Origin of the sequence: Sanguibacter sp. Leaf3 (genome assembly GCF_001425965.1) — a bacterium.
Classification (GTDB): Bacteria; Actinomycetota; Actinomycetes; order Actinomycetales; family Cellulomonadaceae; genus Sanguibacter; species Sanguibacter inulinus.
In genome coordinates this window covers 260,397-279,684 of record NZ_LMRH01000002.1, presented here as the reverse complement: position 1 = coordinate 279,684, position 19,288 = coordinate 260,397, and the positions used below count along the sequence as shown (strand labels likewise).

The 19,288-nt window shown below is 70.9% G+C and carries 13 protein-coding genes; 3 read left to right on the top strand and 10 right to left on the bottom strand.

Going from position 1 to position 19,288, the window contains the following annotated elements; translation table 11 throughout:
- Positions 1-74 precede the first annotated feature (74 nt).
- From ASG53_RS08700 to ASG53_RS08680, 5 genes are all read right to left on the bottom strand, one after another.
- The gene (locus tag ASG53_RS08700) at positions 75-2,192 is read right to left on the bottom strand and encodes an acyltransferase family protein (RefSeq protein WP_056131585.1); all 2,118 of its coding nucleotides are present in this window, start codon (positions 2,190-2,192) and stop codon (positions 75-77) included.
- 2 nt (positions 2,193-2,194) lie between these two features.
- Entirely contained in the window at positions 2,195-3,451 is a 1,257-nt protein-coding gene (gene hemW / locus ASG53_RS08695) for a radical SAM family heme chaperone HemW (protein ID WP_056131582.1), read from the bottom strand.
- Positions 3,452-3,458: 7 nt separating this feature from the next.
- On the bottom strand, positions 3,459-5,342 hold the full coding sequence (lepA, locus tag ASG53_RS08690) for a translation elongation factor 4 (RefSeq protein WP_056131578.1): 1,884 nt from the start codon (positions 5,340-5,342) through the stop codon (positions 3,459-3,461).
- A gap of 124 nt (positions 5,343-5,466) precedes the next feature.
- Positions 5,467-7,191, bottom strand: coding sequence for a solute symporter family protein (locus ASG53_RS08685; protein ID WP_235533885.1), 1,725 nt, complete (start codon positions 7,189-7,191; stop codon positions 5,467-5,469).
- Positions 7,188-7,583, bottom strand: a complete 396-nt coding sequence (locus tag ASG53_RS08680; protein ID WP_200945481.1) for a DUF485 domain-containing protein — start codon at positions 7,581-7,583, stop codon at positions 7,188-7,190. Before ASG53_RS08680 ends, ASG53_RS08685 begins: the two co-directional genes overlap by 4 nt.
- A gap of 129 nt (positions 7,584-7,712) precedes the next feature.
- Between ASG53_RS08680 and ASG53_RS08675 the strand changes: the two genes are divergently transcribed.
- The 3 genes from ASG53_RS08675 (at position 7,713) to ASG53_RS08665 (ending at position 10,531) form a co-directional block, all read left to right on the top strand.
- A complete protein-coding gene (locus ASG53_RS08675) occupies positions 7,713-8,333 on the top strand; it encodes a type II toxin-antitoxin system PemK/MazF family toxin (protein ID WP_056131575.1) in 621 nt (206 codons plus the stop codon).
- Positions 8,334-8,579: 246 nt separating this feature from the next.
- The gene (gene rpsT / locus ASG53_RS08670) at positions 8,580-8,840 is read left to right on the top strand and encodes a 30S ribosomal protein S20 (protein WP_056131572.1); all 261 of its coding nucleotides are present in this window, start codon (positions 8,580-8,582) and stop codon (positions 8,838-8,840) included.
- A gap of 161 nt (positions 8,841-9,001) precedes the next feature.
- Positions 9,002-10,531, top strand: a complete 1,530-nt coding sequence (locus ASG53_RS08665; protein WP_056131568.1) for a UDP-N-acetylglucosamine 1-carboxyvinyltransferase — start codon at positions 9,002-9,004, stop codon at positions 10,529-10,531.
- A 21-nt stretch (positions 10,532-10,552) separates the two neighbouring features.
- Here the strand turns inward: ASG53_RS08665 and holA are convergent, their stop codons facing one another.
- From holA to leuS, 5 genes are all read right to left on the bottom strand, one after another.
- Complete coding sequence (holA, locus tag ASG53_RS08660) at positions 10,553-11,557, bottom strand: DNA polymerase III subunit delta (protein ID WP_056131564.1); 1,005 nt, start codon at positions 11,555-11,557, stop codon at positions 10,553-10,555.
- Positions 11,558-11,569: 12 nt separating this feature from the next.
- On the bottom strand, positions 11,570-14,194 hold the full coding sequence (locus tag ASG53_RS08655; RefSeq protein ID WP_056131562.1) for a ComEC/Rec2 family competence protein: 2,625 nt from the start codon (positions 14,192-14,194) through the stop codon (positions 11,570-11,572).
- Positions 14,191-15,102 carry a ComEA family DNA-binding protein gene (locus tag ASG53_RS08650; RefSeq protein WP_056131559.1) on the bottom strand — a complete coding sequence of 304 codons (912 nt, stop codon included), beginning with the start codon at positions 15,100-15,102 and terminating at the stop codon, positions 14,191-14,193. The genes ASG53_RS08655 and ASG53_RS08650 overlap by 4 nt, the downstream gene beginning before the upstream one ends.
- Positions 15,103-15,367: 265 nt before the next feature.
- Entirely contained in the window at positions 15,368-16,291 is a 924-nt protein-coding gene (locus ASG53_RS08645; RefSeq protein WP_235533884.1) for a DegV family protein, read from the bottom strand.
- Positions 16,292-16,305: 14 nt separating this feature from the next.
- Complete coding sequence (gene leuS / locus ASG53_RS08640) at positions 16,306-19,242, bottom strand: leucine--tRNA ligase (protein ID WP_056131555.1); 2,937 nt, start codon at positions 19,240-19,242, stop codon at positions 16,306-16,308.
- Between the last annotated feature and the right edge of the window lie 46 nt (positions 19,243-19,288).

Here is a 19,288-nt window from a genome sequence, read left to right as displayed (position 1 = left end):
AGACCACACGCTGGCACGTGGTCTCTGAGCACTCAGAGGACGAGCGCCTGCACTCAGAGGACGAGCGCCTGCACTCAAGGGACGAGCGCCTGCGCTCCGGTGAGGGCGTCCGCCACGGTGCGGGCGTAGAGGTCCTGCCCCGCGGGTGCCGGGTGGACACCGTCCTTGCCGAGGACGTCGGGCTGGGCAGCGACCGCGGCGGCCCAGTCGGCCACGACCACGTTCTCGGGGTGGCGGGCCGCAGCGGCCCGCATCTGGTCGTTCGTCGGGCCGATCCAGCTGCGGTCCGCGGAACCCGTGACGAGCACGAGCACGTGGTCGGGACCGACGGCGGCGACGACGTCCTCCATGACCCGCTCGGTCACCGTGCTGTTGGTCCCCAGGGACACGACCACGTACGTGCGCAGGGTGCCCGCGTCCCGCATCGCCGTGATGATCTCGGGTGCCGTGCTCATCTGGCGCGAGACCTCGGCGTCGACGAAGACCCCAGGCAGCGCCGCCTGGAGGGCCGGCACGCTGATGAGGCTCACCGAGTCGCCGACCAGGGTCACCTGGTCGCCCGGCGGCGGGACCGTCGGGACGGGGGCTGGGGTCGGCTCTGCTGGCGCTGTCGGCTCGGGCGTGGGCTCGACCGTGGGCGCAGGCGCTGGCTGCGCCGCGTTGGCCTCCTGCGCAGCCTGTGCCCCCTCGAGGATCTGCGCCTCGAGCGAGGACGTGGCGGGCTCGCGGACCCCGGCGAGCACGAAGGCGCTCACGAGACCGAGGGCCAGCACCGCAGCCACCGCGAGACGGACCCGGGCGAGGGGCGAGCGGCCCGGTGCTGCCTGCTCGGCGCGCGCAGCGACGACCAGCCGCCGTGCGCGGCCCGCGACCCGCGTCCACAGCGCCCGGATGCCGGCGATCATCACCGGACGCTCGAGGTACTTGTACGACACCCAGGCGGCGACCGCGGTGACCACGGTCGCCACTGCGGCGACCGACCACGACGTCGACCGACCCGGGTTCTCCGCGCCCATGAGGCTCGCGACGAGCACGACGATCGGCCAGTGCCACAGGTAGATCCCGTAGGAGCGCACGCCGACCCAGCGCAGGGGCCTGACCTCGACCCGTCGTGCGAGCGGCTGGCTGCGGATGAGGAAGGCGATGAGCCCGAGGGCGAAGAGCGAGGCGAGCACGAGCCCGCCGCGGTAGGTGAACGCGTCGTCGACGGACATCGTGAGGGTCAGGACCACGAGGCCCACAGCGCTCGTGAGGCCGAGGGCGTGACGCCACCACCGACGGCGCGACGTCGGGAACCAGCGCGCGAAGCGGCTCTGGACGGGCAGCAGAGACTGGCTCGCGAACTCCACGTCAGGCACCTGCGGGGTGTCGCGCGGGGTGCGTGGGGCGAACCAGAGCGCGAAGAACGCCCCGGCCATCAGGCCGAAGAGGTGGGTGTCGGTGCCGAAGTACACCCGCGACGGGTCGCCCGACGGGTCGTACGCGACGGCCATCCACACCGCCGACCCCACGGCGAAGAGCCCCGTGACCACCAGACCGGTCACCCGGGAGCGGCGCACCGAGAAGACGGCCAGCAGCACGAGCGGCCAGAACAGGTAGAACTGCTCCTCGACAGCGAGGGACCAGAAGTTGGCGAAGAGCTGCGGCACGAGGTCGGCCGAGTACGAGGTGCCCTGGGCGATCGCGAACCAGTTGCTCGCGAAGGTCAGCGCCCCCAGGACCTGCAGCTTGATCCCGACGAGGACGTCACCGCCGATCACCCCGGCCGCAGCTGTGCACACCACCACCACGGCCACCATCGCCGGGATGATGCGTCTGACCCGCCTCGTCCAGAAGTGCCGCAGGGACACGCGCCCGGTCTGCACGCGCTCGCGCACGAGCAGGGTGGTGATGAGGAAGCCGGACAGCACGAAGAAGACGTCCACGCCGACGAAGCCGCCCGGGAGCAGCGCCGGCAGGAAGTGGTAGACGAGGACCGCGAGGACGGCGACGGCCCGCAACGAGTCGAGGCCGTAGATGCGCGGCGGCCGCGACGACGAGCGGGGCGCGACAGGCTTGCGGATCGTCCCGAGCGGCACCGCCGGACGGTCCATCCGTTCGAGCCCTTCGGGCAGCGTGACACGGCCGAGCTCGCGGACCGTGGTCGACGGTCCGCGGTCCGAGCGTGGCTGACGGGGAGTCGAGGCAGCCATCGTCAGTCGGTGAGGTCTCTGACGACGGTGTCGGCGAGCAGGCGCCCGCGGCGGGTCAGCACGACACGGCCGGCGATGGCCGCGCGCCCGTCGACGAGCCCGTCGGCCACGTGCTGCGCGACGGCCGTGCGAGCACGGGGCGACAGGTCGGCCGTCGCGAAGCCCTCGCGCAGGCGGACACCGAGCATGACGCGCTCGAGCTGGGCCGAGGCGTCGTCGAGCGTCTCCTGCCCGGCCGACGGGCTCAGGCCCTGACCGAGCCGGTTGGCGTAGCGCACGGGGTGCTTGACGTTCCACCAGCGCAGGCCCCGGGTGCCCGGGACGTCCGAGCCGAGGTAGGAGTGCGCACCAGGACCGACGCCCCACCAGTCGTCGCCCCGCCAGTAGGCGAGGTTGTGGCGGCACGCCCGCTGCACGCCGTCGACCGTGCGCGCCCAGTTGGACACCTCGTACCAGCCGAGGCCAGCCTCGGTCAGCAGGTCGTCGGCGAGCTCGTACTTGGCGGCCTGGTCGTCCTCGTTCGGCAGGGTCAGCTGACCGCGACGGACCTGGGCGGCCATCTTGGTGCCCTGCTCGACCACGAGCGCGTAGGCCGACACGTGGTCGACACCCGTCGCGAGCGCCGACTCGACGCTCGTGCGCCAGTCGTCCAGGGTCTCCCCCGGTGTGCCGTAGATGAGGTCGAGGGAGACGTCGAGACCGAGGTCGGTCGCCCACCGGACCACGTCGGGGATGCGGCGCGGGTCGTGCGTGCGCTCGAGGGTCGCGAGCACGCTCGGGACCGCCGACTGCATGCCGAAGGACACCCGCGTGAACCCGGCGTCGGCGAGGACCTTCAAGGACTCCGGGGTCACCGAGTCCGGGTTCGCCTCGGTCGTCACCTCGACGTCCTCGGCGAGCCCCCACGTGCTGCGGACAGCGCCGAGCATCGTCGCGAGGTCGCGGGCCGGCAGCAGCGTGGGTGTGCCGCCGCCGACGAACACCGTCGACACCTCGCGGCGCGGCAGACCTGCCGCGTCCATGAGGCGCCCGGCCATCTCGATCTCGGAGACGGCCGTCGTCGCGTACGCGGACTGGCTCGCGCCACCGCCGAGCTCGCTCGCGGTGTACGTGTTGAAGTCGCAGTACCCGCACCTCACGGTGCAGAACGGGACGTGCATGTAGACGCCGAACCGGCGGTCAGCCGCACCGGACGCCACCCAGGTGGGCAGCGTGCCGTCGTCGGGAGCCGGGTCGCCGTCGGGGAGAGCCGGGGTCACGACTGCCTCACTTCTTCTTGTCTCGGGACTCCGTCTGCTCGGAGGTCAGGGCGGCGATGAAGGCTTCCTTCGGGACCTCGACAGACCCGATGGTCTTCATGCGCTTCTTGCCCTCCTTCTGCTTCTCGAGGAGCTTGCGCTTGCGGGAGATGTCTCCGCCGTAGCACTTGGCGAGGACGTCCTTGCGGATGGCACGGATGGTCTCGCGCGCGATCACGCGCGCACCGACGGCAGCCTGGATCGGCACCTCGAACTGCTGACGGTTGATGAGGTTCTTCAGCTTGCCGACCATCGACAGGCCGTAGGAGTACGCGTTGTCCTTGTGCACGATCGCGCTGAAGGCGTCCACCTGCTCGCCCTGCAGCAGGATGTCCACCTTGACGAGGTCGGCCGCCTGCTCGCCGATCACGTCGTAGTCGAGCGAGGCGTAGCCGCGGGTACGGGACTTCAGCTGGTCGAAGAAGTCGAAGACGATCTCCGCGAGCGGGAGGATGTAGCGCATCTCCACGCGGTCGGCCGAGAGGTAGTCCATGCCCTGCAGCTCCCCGCGGCGGCCCTGGCACAGCTCCATGACGGCGCCGATGAACTCCGAGGGGGCGATCACCGTGGCCTTGACGATGGGCTCGCGGACCTCGCCGATCTTGCCACCCGGGAACTCGCTCGGGTTGGTCACGGTGACGATGCTCTTGTCCTCCATCGTCACCTCGTAGATGACGTTGGGGGCCGTCGAGATGAGGTCGAGGTTGAACTCGCGCTCGAGGCGCTCGCGGACGATCTCGAGGTGCAGCAGACCGAGGTAGCCCACGCGGAAGCCGAAGCCGAGCGCGACCGAGGTCTCGGGCTCGTAGATGAGCGCTGCGTCGTTGAGCTTGAGGCGGTCGAGGGCGTCGCGCAGGACCGGGTAGTCCGAGCCGTCGACCGGGTACAGGCCGGAGAAGACCATCGGCTTGGGGTCGGAGTAGCCGCCGAGCGCGTCCTCGGCAGGCTTGGCCGCGTTCGTGACGGTGTCACCGACCTTGGACTGGCGCACGTCCTTGACACCGGTGATGAGGTAGCCGACCTCGCCGACGCCCAGTCCCTTGGTCGGGATGGGCTCGGGGGACGAGACGCCGATCTCGAGGAGGTCGTGGGTCGCCCGGGTCGACATCATGATGACGCGCTCGCGCGGGGCGAGGTTGCCGTCGACCACGCGGACGTAGGTGACCACGCCGCGGTACGTGTCGTAGACGGAGTCGAAGATCATCGCGCGCGCCGGGGCGTCGGGGTCGCCGACGGGCGCGGGCGTCTTGAGCACGATGCGGTCGAGCAGCTCGGGGACGCCGACACCCGTCTTGCCCGAGATCTTCAGCACGTCCTCGGGCTCGCAGCCGACGAGGTTCGCGAGCTCTTCCGCGTACTTCTCGGGCTGGGCGGCCGGCAGGTCGATCTTGTTGAGCGCCGGGATGATCGCCATGTCGTTCTCCATGGCGAGGTACAGGTTGGCGAGCGTCTGGGCCTCGATGCCCTGCGCAGCGTCGACCAGCAGCACCGCGGCCTCGCAGGCCGCGAGGGAGCGCGAGACCTCGTAGGTGAAGTCCACGTGGCCCGGGGTGTCGATCATGTTGAGGGCGTAGCCGGTCGGCACGCCGTTCTCGTCGGCGACCTCCCACGGCATGCGCACGGCCTGCGACTTGATGGTGATGCCGCGCTCGCGCTCGATGTCCATGCGGTCGAGGTACTGCGCGCGCATGGCGCGCGGGTCGACGACGCCGGTCATCTGGAGCATGCGGTCGGCCAGGGTCGACTTGCCGTGGTCGATGTGCGCGATGATGCAGAAGTTTCGGAGCAGCTCCGGAGCAGTGGCCGCGGGCTGGATGCGGGCGAGGTTGGCCGCTGAAGGGATGGGAGTCACGTGGTCGATTGTCCCACGGACCCGCCGCGGGGCGGCACCCTCTCGACGCGCCGTCGAGCGGTGCCGCCCCGCGGGGCCCCGGCCAGGTGCCGGGGACCGCCGGGACTCGCGGCTGCGGACGGGGTCAGTGCTCGGTCGCGGCCTTCTCGGAGCCTGCACCCGTGAGCGACCTCACCTCCATCTCGGCGAACTTCGCCTTCACGCCCTTCTCGCGGCTCGTCAGCGTGCCGACCACCCCGAGAAGGAACCCGAGCGGGATGGTGACGATCCCCGGGTTCTCGAGCGGGAACCACGCGAAGTCGATGCTCGCGTCGCGGATCATCGACAGGCTGTTGCCGGCCTCGTCAGTCTTGCCCGAGACCACGGGCGAGAAGGCGATGAGCACGAGGCACGAGCCGAGCCCGCCGTACATGCTCCACAGCGCGCCCCGCGTGTTGAACCTCTTCCAGAACAGCGAGAAGAGGATGGTCGGCAGGTTCGCGCTCGCCGCGACGGCGAAGGCCAGGGCGACGAGGAAGGCGACGTTCTGGCCGTTGGCGAAGACGCCGCCGACGATCGCGAGGAGACCGATGACCACGACGGTCATCCGGGCGACCTTGACCTCGCCGTCGGGGTTCACCTCGCCCTTCTTGATGACTGAGGCGTAGATGTCGTGGGCAAAGCTCGCCGCGGCCGTGATGGTCAGTCCTGCGACAACGGCGAGGATCGTCGCGAAGGCGACGGCCGAGATGAGACCGAGCAGGATCTCCCCGCCGAGGGCGAAGGCCAGCAGCGGGGCCGCCGAGTTCACGCCGCCGGGTGCGGCGTTGATCGTGTCGGCACCGACCAGGGCACCGGCCCCGTAGCCGAGCACCAGCGTGAAGAGGTAGAAGATGCCGATGAGCCAGATGGCCCAGACGACAGACCTGCGGGCCTCTTTGGCTGTCGGGACCGTGTAGAAGCGCATGAGGACGTGCGGCAGGCCGGCGGTGCCGAGCACCAGGGCGAGCGCGAGGGACAAGAAGTTGAGCTTGCTCGTCTCGCTGCCGCCGTACTGCGCACCCGGCTCGGCGAGCCCGGGGATGCCCGAGGTGGTGATCGCCCCCTGGATGACGTCCGAGAGGTTGAAGCCGAACTTCGCGAGGACCCAGACCGTCATGATCCCGGCCCCTGCGATGAGCAGGATCGCCTTGATGATCTGCACCCAGGTGGTGCCCTTCATGCCGCCGATGAGCACGTAGACGATCATCAGCGCGCCGACCACCGCGATGACGAGGCCCTGGCCGGCCCGGCTGTCGATTCCGAGCAGGAGCGCGACGAGACCGCCCGCCCCGGCCATCTGCGCGAGCAGGTAGAAGAACACGACCGCCAGGGTGGTCAGCGCCGCCGCCATGCGGACCGGGCGCTGCTTGAGGCGGAAGGAGAGGACGTCGGCCATCGTGAACTTGCCGGTGTTGCGCAGCAGCTCGGCGACGAGCAGCAGCGCCACGAGCCACGCGACGAGGAAGCCGATCGAGTAGAGGAAGCCGTCGTAGCCGTTGATCGCGATGGCGCCGACGATCCCGAGGAAGCTCGCGGCCGAGAGGTAGTCCCCCGCGATGGCCGTGCCGTTCTGGGGGCCTGTGAAGGACCGGCCGCCCGCGTAGTAGTCCTCGGCGGTCTTGTTCGTGCGGGAGGCCCGGAGCACGATCACGAGGGTGACCGCGACGAAGGCGAGGAAGATGCCGATGTTGACGACAGGATTGCCGATGTCCTCGGAGGCGGCGACGACGTCTGCTGCGTGCGGCTGCCCGGCGAGGTCGAGCGGGAGGCGGCCCGAGAGCTGGGCCGGGACGGCACCGGAGAGGCCCGGCAGGACGACGGCGGTCATACGAGATCACGTCCCTCGATGCGCTGACGGAGCTCGTCCGCCATGGGGTCCTGCTTCTTGTTGGCCCAGCGGGCGTAGATCATCGTGATCGCGAAGGTCGTGACGAACTGGCCGAGCCCCATGAGGAGACCGACGTTGATGGTCCCCCACACCTTCGTGCTCATGAAGTCGTGCGCGTAGTCCGCGAGCAGCACGTAGGTGAGGTACCAGAGGAAGAAGAAGGCCGTCATCGGGAAGACGAAGCGCCTGAAGCGCCGTCGCAGCGCCTGGAACTCCGGGCTGTCCTGCACCTGCTCGTAGTCGAGGAGGTCGCCGGTGCGGTCGTGCGGTCCGGGTGGGCCCGTGGGGGGCCGGCCGTCGGGCGGGTTCGGGGACTGGGTCGAGTCGGTCATCGCGCCTCCTGTGGCTGCCCGGGCGTCGTTGCACGGAGCAGGCTGAGTTGTGTGACCCGGGCCACACTGCCGCAGGTGCGGATGGGTCGCAACCAGGGCTACCGACGCGGCGGCAGCTAGTCTGCGGTCATGGCGAAGACTCCCTGGACCTCGACAGCCGTCCGTCTCGCGCGAGCCGTGATCGGCAGCCTGACGCGAGCCGGGACGGCGGGAGGGCGACCGGCAGCGGGAGCTCCTCGCGGCGGTGGGCCAGGCGCGCGCGACGGTGGGGGCCGAGGCAGCGGCAGCCGTACGGGCGCGTCGGCTGGGGGCACGACGGGCGGGGGCACGACGGGCGGGCCGACCGCAGCAGCTGCGTATCCCGGCGACTTCACAGGCACCCTGCGGCCGCAGTACTCGCCTCAGCTGGACGGCGCCCCCGACCCTGGCGAGATCGTCTGGACCTGGGTCCCCTACGAAGAAGACTTCTCCCGCGGCAAGGACCGGCCAGTGCTGCTCGTCGGGCGGGACGGTGCCTGGTTGCTCGGGCTGATGCTCACGAGCAAGGACCACAGCCGCGACGCCGCCGACGAGGCGCGGTACGGACGCCGGTGGGTCGACGTGGGCTCGGGTCCGTGGGACTCGCAGGGCCGGGACAGCGAGGTGCGGGTCGACCGCGTCGTGCGGGTCGACCCTGGGGCCGTCCGCCGGGAAGGTGCGATCCTGCCCGAGGCCGTGTTCACGAAGGTCGTGACGGCCGCTCGACGCTGAGAGCGTCTCGCTCAGCGCAGGCCCCGATGAGCAGGGGTCTCGGTGAGTGTCGGCTCACACGGTCGCAGGCCGCCAGACCTGTCGTCGGGCGGGGCGATCTGGTAGGTTCGGTCATTGCGTGCTCCGCCCGGGTCGGCGGGCACCATTCCAGTACCTCTCCACGGGTTCCCCACCCCAGTCCCGGTGCTGGAAACGCCTTCTACGACCTGTTCACTCGCTCAGGCGAAATTATCAGAGAGTCCTCACGTGGCTAACATCAAGTCTCAGATCAAGCGCATCGGCACCAACGAGAAGGCTCGCCTTCGCAACAACGCCGTCAAGACCGAGCTCCGCACGCACGTTCGTCGTGTGCGGACCGCGATCAACGCCGGCGACAAGGATGCTGCTGCCGCTGCACTGGTCATCACGTCCAAGAAGCTCGACAAGGCCGTGTCCAAGGGCGTCATCCACGCCAACCAGGCCGCGAACCGCAAGTCGGCTCTTGCAAAGGCCGTCCACGGCCTGTGAGTCTCACTGATCCCTGACACCTCGGTGCCAGAGATCGCGCCCAAGGCGTCGCTTCCCGTGTCGGGGCGGCGCCTTCGTCGTACCCGAGGTCGGCGGGACGGGTGCCGAGGTCACCACATCCCTTCACACGTTTATCTCATCTATGAGATACGGTGGCGAGCATGACGACGATCGATGCCGCGCGGATCGGTACCCTCATCCGCGACGCCCGCAAGCTCCACGGTTGGACCCAGGCGCACCTGGCCGAGAAGATCGGGACCAGCCAGAGCGCTGTCAACCGGATCGAGAAGGGTGGCCAGAACCTCTCGCTCGAGACCGTCCGGCGGATCTCCGAGGCCCTCGACGCCGAGCTCCTCACGCTGGGCCGCAACGACGTCATGCACCTGCGGGTGCATGGTGGCCGTGAGCTCAACGGCGCCGTCGACATCCGTTCGTCGAAGAACGCCGCCGTCGCGCTGCTCTGCGCCTCGCTGCTCAACCGCGGACGGACCACCCTGCGCGGGGTCGCACGGATCGCCGAGGTCGACCGCATCCTCGAGGTGCTGCGCAGCATCGGCGTGAGCGCCGAGTGGACCGAGGACGGCCGCGACCTCGTGCTCCAGCCGCCCGTGACCCTCGCCCTCGACGAGATGGACCAGGAGGCGGCGCGCCGCACCCGCAGTATCCTCATGCTGCTCGGCCCGCTCGTGCACGACCGCCCCGCCTTCCAGCTCCCCTACGCCGGGGGCTGCGACCTCGGGACCCGGACGGTCGAGCCGCACATGCTCGCGCTGCGCCACTTCGGCGTCGAGGTCCGCGCGACCGAGGAGAAGTACCACGTCGAGGTCGACCACGAGCGCCGGGCAGACGGCGCGATCGTGCTCGTCGAGCGCGGCGACACCGTCACCGAGAACGCGATCCTCGCAGCCGCCCGTCACGACGGCGCCACGACGATCCGCAACGCGAGCCCGAACTACATGGTCCAGGACCTCTGCTTCTTCCTCGAAGACCTCGGCGTGAAGATCGAGGGCATCGGGACCACGACGCTCGTGGTGCACGGTGTGCCCGTGATCGACACCGACATCGAGTACGCACCATCGGAGGACCCCGTCGAGGCCATGACCTTCCTCGCGGCTGCTGTCGTCACGAAGTCGTCGATCACGATCCGCCGCGTGCCGATCGAGTTCGTCGAGATCGAGCTCGCGATCCTGCGGACCATGGGCTTCCGCTACGACATGACCGAGGAGTACATGTCGACCAACGGGCGGACCAGGCTGGTCGACCTCACCACGCACGTGAGCGAGCTCAAGGCACCGATCGACAAGATCCACGCCATGCCGTTCCCGGGTGTCAACATCGACAACCTGCCGTTCTTCGCCGTCATCGCGGCGTCGGCCGAGGGCGGGACCCTCATCCACGACTGGACGTACGACAACCGGGCGATCTATCTCACCGAGCTGACGAACCTCGGCGCGAACGTCCGGCTGCTCGACCCGCACCGCGTGCTCGTCGAGGGGCCGACCCGGTGGCGCGGGGCGGAGCTCATGTGCCCGCCCGCGCTGCGCCCGGCCGTCGTGGTGCTGCTCGGCATGCTCGCCGCGCAGGGCACCTCGGTGCTGCGCAACGTGTACATGATCCGGCGTGGGTATGAAGACCTGGCCGACAGGCTCACGGCGCTGGGTGCGCAGATCACGGTGTTCCGGGACGCCTGAGCCGAAGAGCGGGCCGCTTCCTCAGCGGCCCGCGCTGCGGGCGACGGTGAGGACTGCGCGCTCGACGGCGAAGACCGGGTCACGGCCGGCACCCTTGACCTCGGCGTCGGCCTGGGCCGTCGCCGTGATGGCTGTCGCGAGGCCCTCCGGCGTCCAGCTCGCGAGGTCCTTGCGGGCACGGTCGACCTGCCACGGCGCGAGCCCCATGTCAGAGGCGCTGCCGCCCCGGCCGCGCATCCCAGCCACCTTGGCGAGGGTGCGCAGCTTCATCGCGAGGGCGGCGACGACAGGGACGGGGTCAGCCCCGGTGTCGAGCGCGTGGCGGAGCAGGGCGACAGCCTGACCGGCGTCGCCGGCGATGGCAGCATCGGCGACCCTGAAGCCCGTCGCCTCGACCCGTCCGCCGTAATAGCGGGACACGGCGGTCTCGTCGATGGTCTTCTCGGAGTCGGCCATGAGCTGCGAGCAGGACGCCGCGAGCTCGCGCAGGTCGCTGCCGACGGCCTCGACGAGCGCGCGGACCGCACCCGCTGTGGCTCGGCGTCCGCCGCGCTTGAACTCGGCAGCCGCGAAGGCCACCTTCTCGGCATCCTTCTTGATGGGGTCGCAGGTGACCACAGGAGCGCCGCTGGCGCGGATCGCGTCGAGCATCTTCTTGCCGCGCACTCCCCCGCGGTGCTCGAGGACGAGGAAGACGTCGTCGGCCGGCGCGGAGAGATAGGCGATGACGTCGGTCATCAGGGCGTCCGTCGTCGCCTCGACGCTCTCGACCACGACGATCCGCGGCTCGGCGAAGAGCGACGGGCTGGTGAGGACCGAGAGCATGCCGGACTGGTAGAGCGCGGCCTGGACGGTCGTCTTCTCGGTCTCGGGGTCGAGCTCACGGGCCAGCCCGACGAGCCTCTCGACAGCCCTGTCGACGAGCAGCCCCTCGGCCCCGTGGACCAGGACGACAGGTGCGAGCGTCGCCTCGTCCCACGCGAGTCCAGGGGTCTTGCCACGTGCTGAGCTTCGGGGGGCGGCCATGGTCCAAGGGTGTCACGAGCAGCGGTCGGTGACCAAGGTCTGTCCCCCGCGGACGAGGACTCCCGAGGTGCTGCACAGGTCGGTGCGCAGGATGGTCGCGCCGTGGGACTCGTAGAGGTCGAGGGCGTCCTGCGTGGGGTGCCCGTAGGTGTTGTCGGCGCCGACGCCGACGAGCACGACGTCAGGGCTGAGCAGGCGGGCGAGGTCTGGGTCCTGCGCTCGGGAGCCGTGGTGCGCCATCTTGACGACGTCGACAGGGCCGAGGCTCACACCGTCGTCGGTCAGGCTCCGCAGGAGGGCAGCCTGGCCTCGGGCCTCGAGGTCACCGAGGGCCACGACGCTCAGGTCTGGGGTGCGGATCACCATGACGACGCTCCCGTCGTTCGCCGCCCCGTCCTCGGCCGTCCCAGCTGTCGGTCGATCGGCAGCTCGGCCCTCCGCGGCGCTCGCAGCGGGGGCCAGCACCCCCCACGCGACCTGGTCGGGCGCCGGGCCGGCCAGCAGCCCCAGCCCGTCCGGGTCCGCGCTCACCACCTGCCACGGGATGCTCGCGTCGTCGAGCAACCGTGCGACCCCCTCGGCGTGACCGGCGGGCTCCCGGACCGGACTGACGTAGGCCTCCTCGACCACGCGCCCGTCGAGGACCTCGGCGAGCCCGCCGACGTGGTCGTCGTGGAAGTGCGTGAGTACCAGGAGGTCGAGGGTGGTCACTCCGAGCTCGTCGAGGCAGCGAGCCGCTGCGTCACCAGGCGGTCCGACGTCGACCATGACCGCCCGACCCGGCCCGGTCTGCACCACCAGGGCGTCACCCTGCCCGACGTCGCACACCACGACCTGCCAGTCGGCGTCCCAAGCCGCTCCCCCACCGCGCAGCACGTCGGCCAGCCACGGCGGCTGCGTCTGCCACACCACGAGGAGCCCGACGAGGGCGCAGGTCAGCAGGCCGGCAGCACGCGCGAGCGGTCGTGCGGCCGCGTGCACGGCCCCGGTCCCGCGTGACGCTCCGGTCCCCAGCCTGGCGAAGAACGTCGTGGCCCGGCCCGAGCGCGGTGCGCTCGGCGGTGCCCCGATCCCGGCGACGAACATCCCGGTCCGTGCCGTCCACACGATGCTGCTCCACCGCCAGACGAGGACGACCGCTGCTGCTGATACGACCGCGAGCAAGACCGCCCCCGGCGCCCCGGCCGCCCACGGGATGCTCGCGAGGGGTGCTCCTGCGAGGCGTTCGGCGACCTCGGCGATCCACCAGGTGGCCCAGCCTGCGACCTGCGCGAACAACCCTGCCGCACCCGGCCACCACGGCGCGAGGAGCGCTCCGACGACGCCGAGGACCGTGGCCGGGACGAGCGCCGGGGCGGCCAGCACGTTGGCCGGGACAGCGTAGGTCGCCACGACAGGGTCGAGCAGGACGATCACCGGAGCGCAGGCGAGCTGGGCGGCGAGCGGCACCGCGACAGCCAGCGCCATCCACCGCGGCAGTGCGCGTCCGAGCCAGGTGGCGATCGGCCGGGTCCCGACGACCAGCCCCGCGGTCCCCAGAGCGGAGAGCACGAAGCCGTACGAGCGCACGAGGAACGGGTCCACCGCGAGCAGCACGAGGACCGCCGCGCACAGCGCCGAGAGCGCCTGACCAGGACGCCCGAGCAGCACGGCGACCAGGGCGACGGCGGACATCGCGGCAGCCCGGACGACGCTCGGCTCCGGGTGCACGAGCAGCACGAACCCGGCCATCGCGAGCCCTGCGACCACGACCCTCATGCGCCGAGGCAGCCGGACGAGCGTGCACAGCCCGGAGACCGTCGCGAAGATGATCGCGAAGTGCGAGCCCGAGACGGCCGTGACGTGGGTGAGCGAGGTCGTCTTCATCGCGGCGTCGAGACGAGGCGAGAGCATCGACGTGTCCCCCACGGCGACACCCGGCACGAGGCCGCGCGCCTGCTCGGGCAGGGTGGACGAGACGTCGACGAAGGAGGACCGCACCGTACCGACTGCCCGCAGGAGCGGACCTGGTGGCTCGAGGACCCGCAGCGCAGGGGACGAGGGTGTCGCCTCCCGTAGCGCGAGCATCGCTGTCGTCGCGCTCCCCGGGTCGACCGCGAGCAGCCTCCCGTCGACCTCCACGGTCGAGCCGTAGTCGACGTCAGCCAGGGCCGTGCCTCCGAGCACGACCACGTCCCCGTGAGCAGGGCCGGTCGACAGCACGCCGCCGGACCAGCCGGTCACCGTCGTCAGGGCGATCGTCCGCACGACCCGCGGCTCGCCACCGAAGCCCGCGGAGGTGGTCCGCGGCTCCGACACGACCGACCCGCGGACCGTCCCGCTCGCCCCCGACCCGACAAGACCGGGCAGGAGACCCGTGCTCCCGGCCTTCAGCTGCGCTGCGACCACAAGACTCAGCACCATCACGACAGCACCGACGAGCACGAGCTGACCGAGACTGGCACGCAGCACCGGCGGCGGGGCGGACAGCCGCCGGAGCAGCACGGCACGGACCACGACGAGCAGGAGGATCGTGACACCCGCAGCCGCTGCGACCACGACGACAGGCCGGACCTCGGAGGCGACCGACCACCAGGTCACCGACGAGCCAGCCAGAGTCGCCGGGACCAGCCGGAGGTCCCGCGGGATGCCGCTCATACCGTGACCAGGGCGCGGAGGCCCTCGAAGACGACAGGGCCGATCCCCGAGACGTCCTGGAGCTGGTCGATCGACCCGAAGGTGCCGTTCGACTCCCGCCAGTCGAGGATGCGCTGCGCGAGCGCCGGCCCCACCCCGGGAAGAGTCTGGAGCTCCTCCGAACCCGCGCTGTTGAGGTTTACCGATGCCGCACCTGGAGTCCCGCTCGTGTCACCTCCGCCCGGTCCACTCGCCGGAGCTGGCCCGGCCCCGGGCACCGGGGCCACCTCCCCGGGCGCGGGCACGTAGACCTGCTCGCCGTCGACGGCCTGCCGGGCGAGATTCACCGCTGCGGTGTCGGCCTCCGCGGTCGCGCCGCCCGCCGCGGCGATGGCGTCGACCACCCGTGAGCCCGTCGGGATCTCGACGACACCGGGCGCGTTGACCTGCCCGACGACGTGGACCAGTACCGTCTCGCCGCTCGCCCCCGCATCAGACGAGACGCCGTCGCCGGCAGCAGACGACCCGTCTCCCTTCTCGCCGGAGGTCGTCTGCTTGGCATCGCCCTGGTTCTCTCCGCCGTCCTGACTGTCTCCGGTCGTCTGAGCCTGCGCACCACCCACCTCAGCAGCCGCGCCGTCACCCTCGCTGACGGCGACAGGCTCGACCGACATGGTCCTCAGGTCACGCACCACCACGACACCTCCGACGAAGAGCAGCGCCACGGCGGCTGCGAAGGCCGCCCGCAGCCCGAGCGCCCAGCGTCGGCGTCCTGTCTCGCGGTCCACGAGCGTGTCGTGCTCGGCCGGGTGGCCGTGGGCTGCGGTGTAGGCGGCAGCGACCGACCGGACGAGCGCGCTGCCCGGGGCCTCGGGTGTGTCCCGCGCGTCGGACACCGCCGACAGGTCGTCAGCCCAGTCGTCAGCCAAGCCGCCGGGCCGCTCGTACCCTTGGACATGATCCCGCTCGCGCGAGTCCCCGTCGTCCTCCCACAGGCGGCCGCGGGACCTGGTCGGAGGTCCACCGGGGAGCCCGTGCTCGTCTGGTCCGTCAAGAGATCGAGGTGCAGTCACCCGCCAGACGCTAGATCTGGGCGCGTGCCTCGGCACTCGCCCTCGCGCCGTCTGTGGAAGCCCCGGCTACCCGAAGGCCTGTGGACACAGAGCAAGCCTGTCGAGGCCCCAGGGGCTCGGCCTACTGCTCCCCAACCCCGACGTCGACAGCTCCCGGGTCGTCGACCGCCACGAGCGCGAGCAATCCCGGTCCGACGTGCGCACCGAGGACAGCGCTCACCGGCGACACGAGGACCGACCGACCCGTCACGTCCTCGACCCGCCGCGCGCACGCCCTCGCCGCCGCGTCGTCGCCCAGGTGGTGCACGGCGAAGCGCACGTGCGGGCTCGCCGCCAGAGCATCCTCAGCCGCAGCGACCAGCCTGTCGGCACCGGCCCCGCGGGACCGGACCTTCTGGACCACCTCGATCCGCCCGTCGCGCACGCCGAGCACGGGCCGCAGCCCGAGGGCGGTGCCGATAGCCGCAGCAGCGGCACTCAGGCGTCCGCCCCGTCGCAGGTGGTCGAGGGAGTCGACCACGAACAGCGCGCGGGTCGACGCTGCCACCCGCTCGGCGACGCGCACCACCTCGTCGGTGGGCGCGCCGGCCGCGGCGGACCGGGCGGCGGCGAGGGCGGCGAAGCCCAGGCCTGTCGCGACGGTCCGCGAGTCGACCACCTCGACGGGGACAGGGCTGTCGGCCGCGGCGAGGGCGGCTGCCCGGACGGTCCCTGAGAGCTCACCCGAGAGGTGGACCGAGACGATCCGCTCGGCTCCGGCAGCCGCGGCCGCCCTGTAGACCTCGAGGAAGGCACCCACCGAGGGCTGCGACGTCGTGACGACGGCATGCCGGTCGAGCGCCGCGACCAGGGCAGCCGAGTCGAGATCGAGACCCTCGTGGAAGGTCTCACCGTCGATCCCCACCTGGAGCGGGACCACCCCGACCCCGTGCTCGGCCGCGAGGCCGGCAGGCAGCGAGGCCGTCGAGTCCGTCACGACCAGGACACGGCTCAGGGCCGTGCCGGCTGCTGCCGGCACGGCCCCGTCGGTGCGGTCTCCCGCCACGTCTGCTCGAGCCGCTACTTCGCCGGGACGATGTTGACCAGCTTGGGCGCGCGCGTGATGACCTTCATGACCGCACGGCCGTCGAGCGCACGCTGCACCCCGGGGTCGGCGAGGGCGAGAGCCTCGAGGTCCGCCTCGGAGATCGCCGGCGGCACGTCGGCGCGGCCGCGCACCTTCCCCTGCACCTGGAACACGCAGGTCACCGAGTCCTGGACGAGGTACTGCTCGTCCGCGACAGGGAAGGGCTCGTAGGTGAGCGACTCGTCGTGGCCGAGGCGCTCCCACAGCTCTTCCGCGATGTGCGGGGCGACCGGTGCGGTCATCAGCACGATCGCCTCGGCAGCCTCGCGCGGCACGGCCTCGAGCGTGGTCAGGTGGTTGTTGAGCGTGATGAGCTTCGCGATCGCCGTGTTGGTGCGCATGTTCTCCATCTCGACGCGCACGTCGGCGATGGCACGGTGCACGTGGCGCAGCGTCTCGTCCGAGGCTGGCTCGTCGGTGACGGTGAGCTCGCCGGTCTCCTCCGAGACGACGTTGCGCCACAGTCGCTGCAAGAACCTCTGCGAGCCGACGACGGCGCGCGTGTCCCACGGGCGGGACACGTCGAGCGGGCCCATCGACATCTCGTAGACCCGGAAGGTGTCCGCACCGTAGGCCTCGTACATGTCGTCGGGCGTGACGACGTTCTTGAGCGACTTGCCCATCTTCCCGTACTCACGGGTGACGGACTCGCCGTTCCACACGTACATGCTCGAACCGTCGCCCGCAGTGATCTCCTCGACCTCGTCGGCCGGGACGTAGGCGCCGCGGGCGTCTACGAAGGCGTAGGCCTGGACGTAGCCCTGGTTGAAGAGCTTGTGGAAGGGCTCGACGCTCGACACATAGCCGAGGTCGAAGAGCACCTTGTGCCAGAAGCGCGCGTACAGCAGGTGCAGCACAGCGTGCTCGACGCCACCGACGTAGAGGTCCACGCCCCCGGCAGCACCGGCCGTCGCGTTGTGGTTCGGGCCCATCCAGTAGGAGTCCAGGCTCGGGTCGACGGGCACAGTCGCCGACGGTCCGTCGTTCTGCGGGTCGAGGTAGCGCAGGTAGTACCAGCACGACCCGGCCCAGTTGGGCATGGTGTTGGTCTCGCGGCGGTACTCGCGCGGACCGTCGCCCAGGTCGAGAGTGACGGTCACCCAGTCGTCGTTGCGGCCCAGCGGCGGCTCGGGCGAGGAGTCGGCGTCGTCGGGCGCGTAGGTGCGCGGCGAGTAGTCCGGGACGTCCGGAAGGTCGACCGGGAGCATCGCCTCGGTGAGGGCGATGGGCTGGTCGTCGTCGCCGTAGACGATCGGGAAGGGCTCGCCCCAGTAGCGCTGGCGGCTGAAGAGCCAGTCGCGCAGGCGGTAGGTGATGGTGCCCGAGCCGTAGCCCTTGGACTCGAGCCACTCGATCATGCGGCTCTTCGCCTCGGTGACCGAGAGCCCGTCGAGGGAGACCTCGTCGTTGGCGGAGCCGACGATCGCGCCGTCACCCGTCCAAGCACCACCCTCGAAGCCCTCGGGCGTCGCGACCGTGTAGACGACGGGCAGGCCGAAGGCTTCCGCGAAGGCGAAGTCGCGCTCGTCGCCGCCGGGCACGGCCATGATCGCACCGGTGCCGTAGCCCATGAGGACGTAGTCCGCCGTGAAGACGGGCAGCAGCTGGCCGTTGGCAGGGTTGGTGGCGAGGTGACCCGTGAACACTCCGGTCTTCTTGCCGGCGTCGGCCTGACGCTCGACCGCAGTCTTGGCGGCGGCCATCGCGCGGTAGGCGGCGACAGCGTCCGCGGGGGTCGCGTGCTCACCCGTCCAGACGTCCGCCGTGCCGTCAGGCCACTCGGCCGGGACCTCGTCGAGCAGCGGGTGCTCGGGCGAGACAACCATGAAGGTGGCGCCGAAGAGCGTGTCCGGGCGCGTGGTGAAGACCGTGACAGGCTCGCGCCCGCCGACCACGTCGAAGACCACGTGCGCACCCTCGGAGCGGCCGATCCAGTTGCGCTGCATCGCCTTGACCTTGTCCGGCCAGTCGATGTCCTCGAGGTCGTCGACCAGGCGGTCGGCGTAGGCGGTGATGCGCATGTTCCACTGGCGCAGGTTGCGCTGGAACACCGGGAAGTTGCCGCGCTCGGAGCGGCCGTCGGAGGTGACCTCTTCGTTCGCGAGCACGGTGCCCAGGCCGGGGCACCAGTTGACCGGGGCGTTCGAGACGTAGGCGAGACGCTGGTCGTTGATGACCTCGCGCTGCTCGGCGCTCGTCAGCTCGGCCCACGCGCGGCCGTCAGAGGCCGTCCGCGTCCCGGCCGCGTACTCCGCCTCGAGCTCGCTGATCGGGCGCGCGCGGCCGGTCCCGCCGTCGGGACGCACGGCGTCGACGTCGTACCAGGAGTTGAACATCTTGAGGAAGATCCACTGCGTCCAGCGCACGAACTCTGAGTCGGTCGTCGCGAAGGAGCGGCGGTCGTCGTGGGCGAGACCCAGACGGCGGAGCTGCCGGCTCATGTTGGCGATGTTCGCCTCGGTCGTGATGCGCGGGTGCTGACCCGTCTGGACCGCGAACTGCTCGGCCGGCAGGCCGAAGGCGTCGTAGCCGAGAGCGTGCAGCACGTTGTCACCGGACATGCGCCGGAAGCGGCCGACGACATCGGTCGCGATGTAGCCGAGCGGGTGGCCGACGTGCAGGCCTGCGCCCGAGGGGTACGGGAACATGTCCATGACGAAGAAGCTGGGGCTCGACGGGTCGGCGTTGCGGCCCTTGCCGTCGGTCAGCGGTCCTGTCGGGTTGGCGGCGTGGAAGGTCCCGCGCTCGGCCCAGCGCTCCTGCCACCGGAGCTCGATCTCGCCCGCGAGGGCAGCGGTGTAGCGCTGCGAGGGCTCTCCCGGTCCTGTCGAGGAGGGAGTCTGGGCGTGGGTGGCATCCTGCGTGGTCACCCGGACAACTTTACCGCCAGGCTCCGACGCCTCGGACCCGCGTCCG

Coding starts and splice junctions, on each gene's coding strand:
- ASG53_RS08700 (WP_056131585.1), bottom strand. CDS start 2,192: ATGGCTGCCTCGACTCCCCGTCAGCCACGCTCGGACCGCGGACCGTCG.
- ASG53_RS08685 (WP_235533885.1), bottom strand. CDS start 7,191: ATGACCGCCGTCGTCCTGCCGGGCCTCTCCGGTGCCGTCCCGGCCCAG.
- ASG53_RS08680 (WP_200945481.1), bottom strand. CDS start 7,583: ATGACCGACTCGACCCAGTCCCCGAACCCGCCCGACGGCCGGCCCCCC.
- ASG53_RS08675 (WP_056131575.1), top strand. CDS start 7,713: ATGGCGAAGACTCCCTGGACCTCGACAGCCGTCCGTCTCGCGCGAGCC.
- ASG53_RS08665 (WP_056131568.1), top strand. CDS start 9,002: ATGACGACGATCGATGCCGCGCGGATCGGTACCCTCATCCGCGACGCC.
- holA (WP_056131564.1), bottom strand. CDS start 11,557: ATGGCCGCCCCCCGAAGCTCAGCACGTGGCAAGACCCCTGGACTCGCG.
- ASG53_RS08655 (WP_056131562.1), bottom strand. CDS start 14,194: ATGAGCGGCATCCCGCGGGACCTCCGGCTGGTCCCGGCGACTCTGGCT.